The sequence below is a fragment of the Dysgonomonas sp. HGC4 genome, from assembly GCF_001261715.1.
Taxonomy (GTDB): domain Bacteria; phylum Bacteroidota; class Bacteroidia; order Bacteroidales; family Dysgonomonadaceae; genus Dysgonomonas_A.
In genome coordinates this window covers 1-13,050 of the sequence record NZ_CVRU01000181.1, presented here as the reverse complement: position 1 = coordinate 13,050, position 13,050 = coordinate 1, and the positions used below count along the sequence as shown (strand labels likewise).

At 37.5% G+C, this 13,050-nt stretch carries 18 protein-coding genes; 13 read left to right on the top strand and 5 right to left on the bottom strand.

What is annotated here, in order from left to right; translation table 11 throughout:
* From HGC4_RS17165 to HGC4_RS17155, 3 genes are all read left to right on the top strand, one after another.
* Positions 1-999: hypothetical protein (locus tag HGC4_RS17165; protein WP_221406886.1), on the top strand; the 999-nt coding region annotated here is incomplete at its 5' end.
* Positions 1,000-1,103: 104 nt separating this feature from the next.
* Positions 1,104-2,045, top strand: a complete 942-nt coding sequence (locus HGC4_RS17160) for a hypothetical protein (protein WP_157258371.1) — start codon at positions 1,104-1,106, stop codon at positions 2,043-2,045.
* Between the two features lie 21 nt (positions 2,046-2,066).
* Positions 2,067-2,963, top strand: a complete 897-nt coding sequence (locus tag HGC4_RS17155) for a hypothetical protein (RefSeq protein WP_050711364.1) — start codon at positions 2,067-2,069, stop codon at positions 2,961-2,963.
* Positions 2,964-2,998: 35 nt separating this feature from the next.
* Here HGC4_RS17155 and HGC4_RS17150 read toward each other — a convergent pair whose 3' ends face one another.
* Positions 2,999-3,385 carry an SMU1112c/YaeR family gloxylase I-like metalloprotein gene (locus HGC4_RS17150; protein ID WP_050711363.1) on the bottom strand — a complete coding sequence of 129 codons (387 nt, stop codon included), beginning with the start codon at positions 3,383-3,385 and terminating at the stop codon, positions 2,999-3,001.
* A gap of 44 nt (positions 3,386-3,429) precedes the next feature.
* Complete coding sequence (locus tag HGC4_RS17145) at positions 3,430-3,729, bottom strand: hypothetical protein (RefSeq protein ID WP_050711362.1); 300 nt, start codon at positions 3,727-3,729, stop codon at positions 3,430-3,432.
* 338 nt (positions 3,730-4,067) lie between these two features.
* Between HGC4_RS17145 and HGC4_RS17140 the strand changes: the two genes are divergently transcribed.
* The 7 genes from HGC4_RS17140 to HGC4_RS17115 all read left to right on the top strand — a co-directional run bounded on the left by HGC4_RS17140 (position 4,068) and on the right by HGC4_RS17115 (position 9,181).
* Positions 4,068-4,781, top strand: coding sequence for a histidine phosphatase family protein (locus HGC4_RS17140; RefSeq protein ID WP_050711361.1), 714 nt, complete (start codon positions 4,068-4,070; stop codon positions 4,779-4,781).
* Positions 4,782-4,795: 14 nt separating this feature from the next.
* The gene (locus tag HGC4_RS17135; RefSeq protein WP_050711360.1) at positions 4,796-5,521 is read left to right on the top strand and encodes a head GIN domain-containing protein; all 726 of its coding nucleotides are present in this window, start codon (positions 4,796-4,798) and stop codon (positions 5,519-5,521) included.
* A 133-nt stretch (positions 5,522-5,654) separates the two neighbouring features.
* Positions 5,655-6,440 carry a glycoside hydrolase family 16 protein gene (locus HGC4_RS17130; RefSeq protein WP_050711359.1) on the top strand — a complete coding sequence of 262 codons (786 nt, stop codon included), beginning with the start codon at positions 5,655-5,657 and terminating at the stop codon, positions 6,438-6,440.
* 89 nt (positions 6,441-6,529) lie between these two features.
* Complete coding sequence (locus HGC4_RS18735; RefSeq protein ID WP_157258368.1) at positions 6,530-6,688, top strand: hypothetical protein; 159 nt, start codon at positions 6,530-6,532, stop codon at positions 6,686-6,688.
* Positions 6,689-6,729: 41 nt separating this feature from the next.
* Entirely contained in the window at positions 6,730-7,422 is a 693-nt protein-coding gene (locus HGC4_RS17125; RefSeq protein WP_050711358.1) for an HAD family hydrolase, read from the top strand.
* Positions 7,419-8,039 carry a chloramphenicol acetyltransferase gene (locus HGC4_RS17120; protein WP_050711357.1) on the top strand — a complete coding sequence of 207 codons (621 nt, stop codon included), beginning with the start codon at positions 7,419-7,421 and terminating at the stop codon, positions 8,037-8,039. The genes HGC4_RS17125 and HGC4_RS17120 overlap by 4 nt, the downstream gene beginning before the upstream one ends.
* Before the next feature lie 128 nt (positions 8,040-8,167).
* Positions 8,168-9,181 carry an AI-2E family transporter gene (locus HGC4_RS17115; protein WP_050711356.1) on the top strand — a complete coding sequence of 338 codons (1,014 nt, stop codon included), beginning with the start codon at positions 8,168-8,170 and terminating at the stop codon, positions 9,179-9,181.
* 2 nt (positions 9,182-9,183) lie between these two features.
* Here the strand turns inward: HGC4_RS17115 and HGC4_RS17110 are convergent, their stop codons facing one another.
* Positions 9,184-9,705 (bottom strand): DUF2867 domain-containing protein, encoded by a 522-nt coding sequence (locus HGC4_RS17110; protein ID WP_050711355.1) that lies wholly within the window; start codon positions 9,703-9,705, stop codon positions 9,184-9,186.
* Between the two features lie 237 nt (positions 9,706-9,942).
* Between HGC4_RS17110 and HGC4_RS17105 the strand changes: the two genes are divergently transcribed.
* Positions 9,943-10,281, top strand: a complete 339-nt coding sequence (locus HGC4_RS17105) for a YegP family protein (protein WP_050711354.1) — start codon at positions 9,943-9,945, stop codon at positions 10,279-10,281.
* 87 nt (positions 10,282-10,368) lie between these two features.
* On the opposite strand, the gene HGC4_RS17100 is transcribed toward HGC4_RS17105, so the two are convergent.
* Positions 10,369-10,974 (bottom strand): hypothetical protein, encoded by a 606-nt coding sequence (locus HGC4_RS17100; protein ID WP_050711353.1) that lies wholly within the window; start codon positions 10,972-10,974, stop codon positions 10,369-10,371.
* 16 nt (positions 10,975-10,990) lie between these two features.
* Positions 10,991-12,034, bottom strand: a complete 1,044-nt coding sequence (locus tag HGC4_RS17095) for a DUF4421 domain-containing protein (RefSeq protein WP_082204227.1) — start codon at positions 12,032-12,034, stop codon at positions 10,991-10,993.
* 166 nt (positions 12,035-12,200) lie between these two features.
* Here HGC4_RS17095 and HGC4_RS17090 point away from each other — a divergent pair, with 166 nt between their 5' ends.
* Together HGC4_RS17090 and HGC4_RS17085 are read left to right on the top strand one after the other, a co-directional pair.
* Entirely contained in the window at positions 12,201-12,503 is a 303-nt protein-coding gene (locus HGC4_RS17090; protein ID WP_050711351.1) for a GNAT family N-acetyltransferase, read from the top strand.
* 123 nt (positions 12,504-12,626) lie between these two features.
* Positions 12,627-12,842: a (4Fe-4S)-binding protein gene (locus HGC4_RS17085; protein ID WP_050711367.1), complete on the top strand. Its 216-nt coding sequence runs from the start codon at positions 12,627-12,629 to the stop codon at positions 12,840-12,842.
* Positions 12,843-13,050 lie beyond the last annotated feature (208 nt).

The window sequence follows — 13,050 nt, the reverse complement described above, 5'->3', positions numbered from 1 at the left end:
CGTTCAAAATCGGCACGAATTGTAAGCTTATCTATGGCACAACTATGTCAGGCAATGGTATGTAGCGATTACATGTCATTGCCTTTTCTTACTTCGATAAATAAAAATAAACTAACTAAAACAGATAAAAAGAAAATAGTAATGAGAAAAATGTTCTTGTTTATATCTTGTTTGCTATTGGTAGGCTTGCTAAATGCTCAAGTAGGCATAAACACCAAAGTGCCGTTGGGAGTGTTTCACCTCGATGGAAAAGGCAATACAAGTGCATCTCCTATTGATGCCGAATTGCGGGACGATGTGATTATGATTGCAAGTAATAACGGTGGTATAAATGTTTCTATTGGTGGACTGCCTAAGTTGGGTGCATCACTGTCTTTAGATTCTCCCAACAAAGCCTTTTTGCCCAATAGGGTTCCTTTGACAGGGTTGTACGATCAAACGACAGTTGCTAATCCCCGTAAAAGTATGATTGTTTACAATACTGCCGAAGCAGGAACTGTGCCTGCCAACGTTACTCCGGGATATTATATGTATGATGGTGCATCGTGGGTAAGGCTTTCTACTACAGCCTATTCTCGCTTTGTAAAAACATTGGGTCTTAAAGCTAATGTTGCTACCAAAGCGTCATCGGTAATTAATTACGCAACATCTTCGGTGTTAAATTTTGGAGACCTTACCATTTACGAATCGGGTTCGTATGCTTATACATTCCAGCTGAGTGGAACTACAGATACCCATACTCAGTTTTTGATGGGGGCAACCTACCATCTTTATATTATGCGTAAGCGGTTTAATGATGCTGCGTATACAGTAGCCGACTATGCCGAAATAACTTTGCCTGTATATGCTACCGGCGAAAATGTAACTACTTCGATAACATTGGGGTGTATAGCCAAAGTGGGCGATAATATTCAGATTAGGGTAGGGCATGGAGGAACTATACCACGTGTATGGACTTTAGCTAAGGATATGACTACTCTTATGTATTGGAAATTATAGCTGTTGTAAATTTTTTATTGTATTGAGAAGTATAATAGATATAAGCTGTTGTAAATCGGTAGTATACCGTTAAATACTTTTATTTCACTAAGTATGATCAAAAAATGAATAAACTAATAACACGAAAACTAACAACGTATTTTATCTGCACTCTTATGGGCTGTGCATTTTTGCCTGCTCAGGTCGGAATAAATTCTAAAACCCCCTTATCTATATTTTATATTGACGGGCAAGGCAATAACCCATCAACGGGTACACCTTCGGCACTTCAACAGCTTGATGACTTTGTTGTTAAATCGGATGACAAGGGCGGTGTAAATGTGGGTATAGGTACAATACCCTCGGCTTTGAATAACACTCAACTCGAATTGGGTGCTCCTAACAGAGCATTTGTGTATAACAGAGTTGCTTTGACTTCGGTTTTAGATAAAACAACGGTACTTAATCCTACGGAAGGAATGATGGTTCTTAATACGGCTACCGCTGGAGCTTATCCCGATAATGTGGTTCCGGGGCTATATTATTTTAATGGACAGGCTTGGTTTCGTATCGAAACGAAAGATTATAATGGTATGACTCTTAGTATGCGCGATTTAGAGGAAAATCTGGAGTCTACTTTGATAACCTCTGATCCTACTTTACCACCTGCGGGAGCATTACCTCTCAATTTTGGAAATGATATTGTGATTGATAGAACAGGAGGCTTTGCATTTTCGTTACGGCTCTATGGGCGTGTATTGTATTTGGCGGCTTCTTCAGAAATGGAAAAAACAGATTTTTATATTTATTTGATCCGTAAAGATGGCATTACTTCTGCCGAAACGGTAGAAAGCTATGTTCGGATAAATGTTCCCACCTATCCCTCCGGTGTTGGTATTGGTGCTGCGGGTTCTAATGCTATGACGTATACCGTAACGCTGGGCTGTAGTGCTAATGTGGGAGATAAAATAATATTTAAATTAGGTTATAGGGCTAACCTCCAATGGGTGTTATACTCTGCACCGCAAAAGGCTGCGAAAACCTCATTAATATATTGGAAAATATAATTGTATAGTAAATGAATAGAGATGAATAAATTGAGATTAATTATATGTTTTTTAGCGTTTTGTGAGTTAGAAATAAATGCTCAGATTGGTATTAATACGGAGAATCCACAATCTCTTTTTCATATTGATGCTTCGGGTAATAACTCGATAACAGGCGTTCCAAGCCTTGTGCAAAACCAGGACGACTTTTTGGTAAGGCTCGATAATGAAGGACAAGCAAATGTGGGCATAGGTGTATTACCTGCCTCTGATACGCGTACTCAATTAGAGTTGGGTGCTAATGATAAGGCTTTTATGACAAACAATGTTGCGCTGAGTGGTACAAATGATCTGGCTACGGTGCCCAATCCGATAGATGGAATGTTTGTATATAATACAGTTTCAGGTGGAAGTATGAATAATCGGGTTGTTCCCGGTTTGTATTATTTTGAAGGAGGAGAATGGCATTTAATATTAATTTCGTCGTTGGGCGAAAGCCTCACTCTTAAAGATTTACAGAGTGATGTTACAACACGACTCAATCTGAACTCTTCGACTCAGGTAGGTGCCGAAGATATGGATTTTGGCAGTATTAATATATATGAATCGGGTTCGTATGCTTTTTCTTTCAGATTGTATGGTTCTACAAGTAACGATAGTCCCGAAGCAGTTAGAGGTATATTTTATATTTGGTTGTATGTGAATGATGTACTAATTGACTTTGCGGAAATGAATACTCCGGCATTTATTAATAAACAGCCCATATCTTATTCTGTAACATTAGGAGCCTCTGTCAATGTTGGAGATGCTATTACGTTTAAACTCTCTAAATATGGTGTGGATACTGGCCCTATTGATTATAGTAAAAGGAGTTGGACGCTGAAAGCGGCTCCTGGTCAGAATATAGCTAAGACTACGATGATTTACTGGAAACTTTAATCTTCTCTTACTGTAAAATCTCTAATTGTTTGGAATTATATTTCGTACAATTCGAGAGGTAAACCATCGGGGTCGGAAAAGAATGTAAACCGTTTGCCCGTAATTTCGTCAGTGCGGATAGGTTCGGTTTCTATGTTAAAGCTGTTGAGGTGATCAATGGCTTTTTCTATATGATCGACACTGAATGCGAGATGCCTCAAGCCTTGTGCTTCGGGATAGGAGGGACGTTTGGGGGCATCGGGAAATGAGAATAATTCGATTTGCGAATTGTTGTCTATCCTCAAATCTAGTTTGTATGATTGGCGGTCGGCACGATACGTTTCGTGAATGATTTCGAATCCCAGAATACGTGTGTAAAAGTCCTTAGACTGTGGGTAGTCTGAGCAGATAATGGCTACGTGATGTATATGCGAAAATTTCATTTCTCTTTTTCTATTTTAAATTAGTCCCGACGATTTCAGAAACATCAACAGTCCTGAAGAATACGGTCATGTACAATTACAAATGTCATCCATAAGACAACTAGAATTGATAGCAAATTTAGAATTGTGAGCGCTATGTAGTAATTCTTCTGAAAACCAAGAGGTTTACTTGTGATCTTTTTAGCATAAAACTTAGAAGCAATTGGTATCAGAGCAATTAACGATAATATGATAACTCCGGGATAAACTCCCGTCATTGTAATGCCTATAATGCCGAGTACTGCTACCGTAAGGCTTAGTACCATTGCTATTGAAGTAACAATGCCGAATACTTTCTTTCCCATTTTATAAGATGCTGTTTACTGTTTTTATAACGACAACTGTTTGTTTTGAGTCGGGCAAATGAGGTATTATCCCATTCACCATTTTTTCGATGCTAATATAAGAAAGTGTTTTATTAATTAGATGTTTGTCTATTATAAAACTTATTGCTCTTCTGTATTTTTATACCGTTTTATATGAATACGGATAACTTTACGATAAAGATAAGTATAAGTAAAGATATGGTTGTTTATTTAATTTGTTCTTTTCGTGCCCGACAAAAAGCGTTACCTTTGTGCCTTGTTATTCAAAGTTTCAAATCTCAAAGAGAGAGCTATTCTTTTTAAATTATATATTGATTATGAGTTCTACAATTACATTCTATATTGCCCGACATGGTAAAACATTACTAAATACGCTCGATCGTGTACAAGGATGGTGCGATTCGCCTCTTACGCCCGAAGGAATAGAGGTGGCTCAGTTCTTGGGTGCAGGCTTGCGCGATATTCGTTTGGATGCCGTTTATTCGAGCGATTTGCGCCGTACCCGTCAAACTGCAGAGGTAGTGTTGAGTCAACAAGGACAAACGGATTTACCTATAAATGAAGTTTACGGATTTCGTGAAGCATGCTTCGGTAGTTTCGAGTCCGATTTTAATACAAAGATGTGGGGTAATGTTGCCCTCTTTCTTCAATATGTGAAAATGGAAGATATGTATCGTGATGTATTTCACGGAAAAATATCTAACAAAGAGGCTCTTGATGTGATAAGCAAACTAGATCATATGGGACTTGCCGAAACTTTCGAACAAGTAGAAACACGTTCTCAGTCGGCTTTGCGCGAAGTTGCTGCTAAAGAAACTGCTGATGGTAAAGATAAAAATGTGCTTGTAATAGCTCATGGTATGAGTATTATTTGTATGTTGCAGAGTTTAGGAGGCAAAGAATTACTGAAAGGGCATCTCGAGAATGCTGCTGTATGTAAAGTTACTTATCGTGACGGAAAATTCGACGTACAATCGATGGGTGATATGAGTTATGTACATGCAGGCAGAAGCCTGGAAGTGAAAAAATAAAATATATATAGCGTATGAAAAAATCAATACATGCACTTACTTACATCTGTTGCATAGCTGTTTTGGCATTAGCATCATGTAAAGGTAAACCCGTTCAGGGCGATGGTAACGTAATAAGTCACGAAGTGCCGATCGAAATTTACAGCGAAATAAAAGTAGAGGGAGCCATCGATATCGTATATAATGCAAAACCCGATGAGGCGGCATATTTACGTATAGAAGCCGATGATAATATTATTCCGCTTATAGATGTGAAGGTAAAAGGTCGCTCGCTTACCGTAAAGGCTAAAGAAAGCATTAACCCAAGCCGATTTGTGATATATACCAATTCGCCCAGCTTGAAATATGTGGAGAGCAAGGGAGCATCTAATATTACTCTTCAAGGAGCAGTTGCAGGCGATGAGCTTAAAATCGAAATGAAAGGTACGGGCAATTTTAAAGCAGATAATCTGGTTTATGATAAAGCCGAATTTCAATTGAGAGGTGCAGGCAACATGGATATGTCGGGACAGGTTCATAAAGCAAAGATCGATATTTCGGGAAGTGGAGATGTCAAAGCATCAGATTTGGCGGTTAACGAAATGGAATCGATAATAAGAGGCAGTGGCAATATCGAAATCAATGTTTTAGACAAATTGAGTGCCGAAATAAAAGGAAAAGGTACAATTGCTTACAAAGGAAATCCTCAAATAACCAAGAACAATATAAAAGGTGCAGGTGTGTTGAAAGTGCTTCAATAAACCGATCCGGAAATATTACATATACTATAAAAGAGCGTCTTAGGATGCTCTTTTGCTGTTTGTATAGGTATTCTTTATTAAAAATTATATCTTTGTTAAAACCTTGAATATTTTTTATTTAAAATCGAATACTATGAAAAAGTCTTTATTAATTTTTTCCGTACTAGCATGTATCTTGTTTTCCACAACGTATTGCACTGCTCCCAAAAAGGAAGGCTGGCAATTGGTGTGGGAAGAAAATTTTGACGGAACTACGCTCGATACTTCGCGTTGGAGCCGTATACCGAGAGGTACAGCCGATTGGCAGAACTATATGAGTTTTTCCGACTCGTGTTATGAAATGAAGGATGGTAATTTGGTCTTGAAAGGTATCGTGAATAACGATCTTCAATCGGATACAGTACCTTTTTTAACGGGTGGTGTTTGGACAAAGGACAAAGTAAGTTTCAAAAACGGTCGTATAGAGATTAGAGCTAAGCTGGGCGAAGCCACAGGAGCATGGCCTGCTATATGGATGCTGTCTCAGAATGAAGGATGGCCTATGGGTGGCGAAATAGATATAATGGAACATCTCAATTTTGACAGTATTGTTTATCAAACAATACATACTCATTATACGTATGATCTCGAAATAAAAGACAATCCTGTAAATGGAGGCACAAACTTACTGAACAGAAACGACTACAATATATATGCGCTTGAAATAAATGCTGATAGTCTGGTGTTTTTTGTGAACGATAGCCGCACTTTTGCCTATCCTCGTATTGAGACAGACAAAGAAGGTCAATATCCGTTTGATGATGATTTCTTCTTGCTGATTGATATGCAGCTTGGCGGAAGTTGGGTAGGGGGTGTAGACCCTAAAGACTTGCCCGTTGATATGAAAATCGATTGGGTGCGTTTCTATCAGAAGCAATAAGCAAGGTCTTAGACCTTTTTAGGTTTGGCTTATCGGATATCTTTTCTAAAGTTTCTATATTTGTATGTATAACAACTAACTTGTATTGAATGGGCTTATTAGAGTTCTTGGGAGATATATTAGGTGACTTGCTGACACCATCGCGAGATGGAAGTGGCGATAAAAAAGGCAACGATGGTTGTTTTTGGTACGGACTGGTTATCTTCTTTATCTTTATAGGTGTATTTGTTTGGTTGAATATTAATTGATAACTCTCGATGATAAAGCATCATCGACGAACGAATATAGAATGAAACATATTGATACTATCGCATTTGATGCGGATGATACCCTTTGGGTAAATCAAACTTATTTTGACGAAACGGAGTATCGTTTTCGTGAACTTCTGGAAGAGCATTTGCCGTATGAGCAAATTTCGGAAGAACTGCTTAAGATAGAAATAAATAACATGCCAATCTATGGCTTTGGAGTAAAAGCCTTTACCCTATCGATGGTAGAGGCTGCTCTCAAAATATCGGATTACAAAATCAAGCCGGAGGTTATTCAGCAAATATTAGATTTAGGTAAAGAAATATTGTTGAAGCCAATCGAACTACTCGATGGTGTGGATGAGGTTATGAAGATGCTTAGTGGAAGGTACAGACTGGTAGTAGTTACTAAGGGCGATCTGTTGGATCAGGAGCGAAAACTTAGTGCTTCGGGCTTAGAACATTATTTTCATCATATTGAAATAATGAGCGATAAGCAACGGAAAGATTACCGCAAACTATTCAAGAATCTGGATTGTAAACCCGAAAACTTCCTGATGATAGGTAACTCCCTGAAATCGGATATTGTACCCGTTTTAGAATTAGACGGATATGCGGCTTATGTACCTTTTCACAGTACATGGGCACACGAAAAATTGGAGGATAAGGTGATACATCCCAACTTGGTGCGAATAGATAAGATAACCGAAATATTACCATACTTGATACGATGAAACAGAAACTGGATATAGAAAATTGGGTTAGAAAAGGCCATTACTTATTTTTCAAGAATTTTGATGAGCCGTTTTACGGTGTTTGTGTTAATATAGATTGTACAAAGGCGTACCGAAAGGCAAAGGAGCTTAAAACTTCTTTCTTCCTTTACTATCTGCACAAATCTACATGCGCCGTCAATAGCGTAGAAGCTCTTCGCTATCGTATAGAGGGAAACGATGTCTATCTGTATGATAAGGTTGACCCTGAGGCTACGATCGATCGGCCTAACGGTACATTCGGATTCAGCCACATGGAATTTCACGAAGATTACAACCTTTTTGTTGCTGAGGCTTCTAAGGTGGTAGATGAGGTGCGAAATAGCACTTCTATGGATTTTTGTGCAGCAGTGAATGCCATTCATTATTCGGCTGTGCCTTGGATTAACTTTACATCGCTATCGCATGCCCGTAATTTTTCGAGAGAAGATAGTTGTCCTAAAATATCATTTGGCAAAATGACGGAGGTTGATGGTAAACTATCTATGCCAGTGTCTATTCATGTGCATCACGCATTGGTGGATGGCGCTCATATCGGACAATATATTGATGAATTTCAGAAACTGATGAACGATTAGTGCCTTTGATATGTTTATTCGTAGTGGTTACGATAATCTTTAGAAATCTTTTGATTAAATAAGCTATAGTAACTATTCTACTGAATTGAGATGAACAAAATATATCACATAATTTATTAATTAGTAGCATGAGCGACTTTAAAGAGCAATATTGGAAATACTCGTTGTTGATTATCATCATCATCTTGGGTGGAATAGTATTTAAGGAAACTCTGCCTTTTTTAAGCGGAGTTTTGGGGGCTTGTACTGTATATGTGCTTGTACGCAGGCAAATGTCGTTTCTGTCGGAAACAAAAAAAATGCGTAGAAGTATTGCGGCAACCATTATTTTGGTCGAGGTATCCTTGATCTTTCTGGTGCCTGCTTTTTTTGTTATATGGCTTCTTGTAAACCGATTGCAATCAGTTAATCTAGAGCCTAGTGTACTCATCAAAACCATTCAGCACCTGATAGATCTTATTCAGCAAAAAACGGGTTACGATCTACTGAGTGGTGAGAATCTGACTATGATTACTTCTAATATTACAGGTATTGTACAGATGTTAGTAGGTCAGGTAAGTTCTTTCCTTATCAATTCGTTTGTACTTCTGTTTGTGTTGTATTTCATGCTGTTGGGCGGTAAGCGTATGGAATCGTATGTATATGATATATTGCCTTTCAGGAATAAGAATAAAAAGGACGTGATAAAATCAGCCAAAGTAATGGTTACTTCCAATGCTATTGGTATTCCACTTTTGGCTTTGATACAAGGTTTTATAGCGATGATCGGTTACTTGATTTTTGGAACACCCGATCCCGTTATTTTTGGCTTCCTTACTTGTTTCGCTACCATACTACCACTTATAGGTACTGCTTTAATATGGTTTCCATTGGCAGCCTACCTCGCTTTGACGGGAGATTGGGCGGGTGGAATTGGTCTTGCTATTTATGCACTGGTTGTAATCTCGAATGTAGATAATCTAGTACGTTTTCTTTTACAGAAGAAACTTGCCGATACGCATCCTATGGTGACCATTTTCGGGGTGATACTCGGATTATCTCTGTTTGGCTTCTGGGGTGTGATATTCGGACCCTTGTTGCTATCGTTATTCCTTCTGTGCTTCGATATGTTTAAACGAGATTATATTGATGACCCGAAATAAGGTTAGGGTTGATTCTCGAATTTCTTTAGAACCGATTTCAGCATACTTCGTACGATGATGCAATGAAACGGATATATAATTGAGAAATACGCCCTTCCTAATAAATTATGGAACTTAACCAGAGTAGATACAGTAACATCTTTATCTCTCTCGTTAAGTTCTTTTACTTTAATAGATAGATACATAACCAAATGCTTATCGTTGGCACACAATATGGTTTCTTCGTCCGATTTGTCGGCTATGCTCATAAATTTGTGAGTACCTCCTGTTCGTATGCTCTTCTCCAGTTCGTGTCGGCTGCCCTTGTTCCCTCCTTGTATGCCGAAAGGTTTCACCAATAGATCGCGCAGATCGAAAAGGTTGTCTACCCATTTAGGAGGAACTGTCCAAAATGCCACCATAATATCGTCGGCAGATACTTTTTTCTGGCTGCTAAAGTTACATTGAAGACATTCGGTGTAATTGGCTGGCAGGTATTTATAGATAAGATCGGCTTGCTGTATTTGCGATTTCCTTATTTTCATACTTCTTATTTATTTTTCTTTTAAAGGTATAAAATAGTTAGATGTAAGGCTCTGTTCATGGTCTGAATAATTTTATTTTCTCAAGAATAGTAATAAATCAAATATCAATCAATTTTTCCTTTCTGTAGAGAATGAAAATGGGTACTATGTTAATGCAATGAACATAAATTAAGAGATGGGTGTTTAACCTACATAAGAACCATAATACTAATATAAATATAAAAGCGACCAATAGATATGGGAAAGTTTGAGATAGTAAAGAGAAAGAACGGAGAGTTCCAGTTTAATCTTAAGGCTGGTAACGGACAAGTGGTTTTAACGAGCGAAGGATATACAACAAAAGCAAATTGCCAGAATGGTATTGACTCTGTAAAGAAAAATGCAACAGAGGATGCTCATTATGATAGAAAAGAGGCTGCCAATAAAAAATATTATTTTAATCTGAAAGCGACAAACGGACAGATTATTGGCTCCAGTCAAATGTACGAAAGTGAGGCAGGTAGAGAAAAAGGAATAGAATCGGTAAAAAAGAATGCTCCCGAAGCAACAATAGCCGATCTTTCTATTGAGATTTAAATACCGACCTAACTAATATATCTAAATTGGGAGAGGGGTAGTCTTGTATAAAGATTGCCTTTTCTTTTTTTTTATGTCTTTTGACAATTATCTGTTGTTGAGTGCTGTTTGATAAGCCTCGTAATAGGGTGTCGAAATAAATGGACTTTTAGGAAAAGATGCATCCTGCAACTCTTGCATGGCATACATATCGTCACCAATCATCCATGGATAAAAGCCGATGTAATTTTTCAGAAGAAATAGCAATTGATTATCGGTTTGTTGCTCAACACCGTTTAAGAAGATTTTATTTACATACTTTCCTCCAACGCATAGCTGATCTTGCGTTCCATTCTCATAATTGATTATTGCCACCAGTCGGGCATCTATGGGCGATGGCTGAGGTGCAGCGTGTAGCGAATCTATTCTGCTCTTTAGCTTACTTATTCTTATAGAGTCGTTTATGGTGGCATCTAATACCCCTTTACGATCTTTATCGAACTGTGGTATATTTAATTGAATATCATTGGGATTAACGGCTGATTCTGCTTCTACGATGTAATTGTAATACAGAACGGAGATACTACTTATATTGCCTTTAGGTTCTGCCATTTCGGTTTCTGGCTCAACTGTGTTGCTTTCTTTTTGTTTGTTGTTACAACTTGTTACAGCCAATAGAAATAGAGTGATAAATATAAGGTAATGAGTTTTCATTTTATGAAAGATTGAGTTATTTGATAATGTTTTTAGGTAGTATATTTAATATTTTAGGATGGCTGTTGAATCGTTTGACGAAAGTCAATTGTAGAGTTCCCGAGGTGAGCATTGTGCTTGCCTCTTCCGACATTTGTACCGATATCCTGTTTGCCAGAACCGATACTCCAATAGACCAGTCGTGTGCATGGTATCCCGCAGATGCTCTCGGAAATAAATTGGGATATACTTCTAGTTTTTGTTTTCCGAAGCGATCTATTCTTTCAGCACCCACATTTACACCCACCGTCATAGAGCCTGCAACAAAATAGTGCTTCTTGATGACCCACGTATAGCCATAGCCGCCACTAACGCCAACTTGAAAATTGTCGAACTGTTTTTGGTTATTAGGCAAAACAGCAGTCAAAGTACTGTCGGAGCGGATTCGGCTCTGGAAGACACTACCTCCTAAAAGGAAACCTCCTGCCGATTTTATTTGTTTTTCGCTGAGGTTATAAGCTGCTTTGTATGAGAATTTTTTGTTGTTGAATACATACATCCCATGTGCACCGTATTGAGTTATTTGTACATCGGAAGCTCTGATATAATTTTCTTCATCGTCTTCATATACTTTATTATAACCCCGATAGTTTTGCAGAAAGAGATCAATTACAAATTTTCGGGCATAGTAATGGTATTGAAAATCGAACGATTTAGTTCTGCCTTTACTCTTATCTCTCAAAAACTGAAAGCCGTAAGATCCGCTCATACTTAAGTTTTTCCAGGTAAAGCCTAGTCCTATATTCACGGGAGTATTGGGTACCAAAGAAAAATTGCGCATCGATTTGGCCTCGTATTCCTGCGATAGGCCAAGAAACTTACTTGAAACAGACGTTTGTATAGAGAATTTCTGCTCGAAAGGAACAATGTACAGGCTATCTATCTGTGCAATAGATGCGCTTTGATACAAACCAATCAAAAGTAAGAAACTAATGAATCGGGCAGAAAAATTACTAATTAGAGTTTTCATTGGGGAAATAGTATTCCTCATTACATTACCTGCATATTGAATGAGCGCCAAAGATAAACATTTTTAGTGTAGAGGTAATAAATATTAATAAATGAAGAATAAAGAGTTTTATTTAAAACAAAACCTTGATTTTAAACGTTTGATAAATAAAAGATCACAGTATCGCCTCTGTGTAAAATGAATGGGCTGATACTTTTATTGACTAAAAAACACTATTATGGAGAAAGAAAATTATGAGTTGATAGACAATAGCCCCGAAAATAGGTATGAGTTTCGAATCGGTGACGAGATTGCGAAAATAGAATACATAAAATCGAAGAATGGCGAGATATACCTCACTCATACCGAAGTACCCGTTGTTCTCGAAGGAAGGGGAATCGGTTCGCAATTGATCGAAAAAGTACTTCAAAATATAGAATTACAAGAACTTCGCTTAGTGCCCTTATGCCCGTTTGTGGCTGGCTACATTCAAAAACACCCCGATTGGAGACGTATTGTGATGAGGGGAATTAATATTTAAGAATATAATTTTTTGTAGGCGTAAACTTCTCATCCACATTGGACAGACGGAAAGGTCTGCCCTTATGATATTAAATAGAATCAAATACGTTTGTTTACTTTAAATAAGAACGATATGATGGATATTAATAAAAAAATAGAATATTCGAATGGCGAATTAACCATTTTCTGGCAACCTTCTCTTTGTCAGCATGCAGGTATCTGTGTGAAAATGCTGCCAATGGTATATAATCCGCAAGAAAGACCTTGGTTAAAGATAGAGAATGCCACTACAGAACAATTGATGGCTCAGGTAGATGCATGTCCATCGGGAGCTTTATCTTATAGAATCGAAAAGTAAATAAGGGTTTTAGCCTTTTTTATTCATATAAATCAGTGGTTGTTACTAATCACTGATTTTTTTGTGAAAACTAAATTTTTTGAATAGAAAGAGATATACTGTTTGAGCTTTAAATGCCTTGAAAATTAATATTTTAAAGTTGTTTCTTCAAATGTATGATATTTAATATATTACATGTTGATTGGTCTGAACCGCTTTTAGTATTATA

Coding starts and splice junctions, on each gene's coding strand:
- HGC4_RS17160 (WP_157258371.1), top strand. CDS start 1,104: ATGAATAAACTAATAACACGAAAACTAACAACGTATTTTATCTGCACT.
- HGC4_RS17120 (WP_050711357.1), top strand. CDS start 7,419: ATGAAACAGAAACTGGATATAGAAAATTGGGTTAGAAAAGGCCATTAC.
- HGC4_RS17100 (WP_050711353.1), bottom strand. CDS start 10,974: ATGAAAACTCATTACCTTATATTTATCACTCTATTTCTATTGGCTGTA.
- HGC4_RS17125 (WP_050711358.1), top strand. CDS start 6,730: ATGAAACATATTGATACTATCGCATTTGATGCGGATGATACCCTTTGG.
- HGC4_RS17145 (WP_050711362.1), bottom strand. CDS start 3,729: ATGGGAAAGAAAGTATTCGGCATTGTTACTTCAATAGCAATGGTACTA.
- HGC4_RS17115 (WP_050711356.1), top strand. CDS start 8,168: ATGAGCGACTTTAAAGAGCAATATTGGAAATACTCGTTGTTGATTATC.
- HGC4_RS17140 (WP_050711361.1), top strand. CDS start 4,068: ATGAGTTCTACAATTACATTCTATATTGCCCGACATGGTAAAACATTA.
- HGC4_RS17110 (WP_050711355.1), bottom strand. CDS start 9,705: ATGAAAATAAGGAAATCGCAAATACAGCAAGCCGATCTTATCTATAAA.
- HGC4_RS18735 (WP_157258368.1), top strand. CDS start 6,530: ATGGGCTTATTAGAGTTCTTGGGAGATATATTAGGTGACTTGCTGACA.
- HGC4_RS17105 (WP_050711354.1), top strand. CDS start 9,943: ATGGGAAAGTTTGAGATAGTAAAGAGAAAGAACGGAGAGTTCCAGTTT.
- HGC4_RS17150 (WP_050711363.1), bottom strand. CDS start 3,385: ATGAAATTTTCGCATATACATCACGTAGCCATTATCTGCTCAGACTAC.
- HGC4_RS17155 (WP_050711364.1), top strand. CDS start 2,067: ATGAATAAATTGAGATTAATTATATGTTTTTTAGCGTTTTGTGAGTTA.
- HGC4_RS17135 (WP_050711360.1), top strand. CDS start 4,796: ATGAAAAAATCAATACATGCACTTACTTACATCTGTTGCATAGCTGTT.
- HGC4_RS17090 (WP_050711351.1), top strand. CDS start 12,201: ATGGAGAAAGAAAATTATGAGTTGATAGACAATAGCCCCGAAAATAGG.
- HGC4_RS17130 (WP_050711359.1), top strand. CDS start 5,655: ATGAAAAAGTCTTTATTAATTTTTTCCGTACTAGCATGTATCTTGTTT.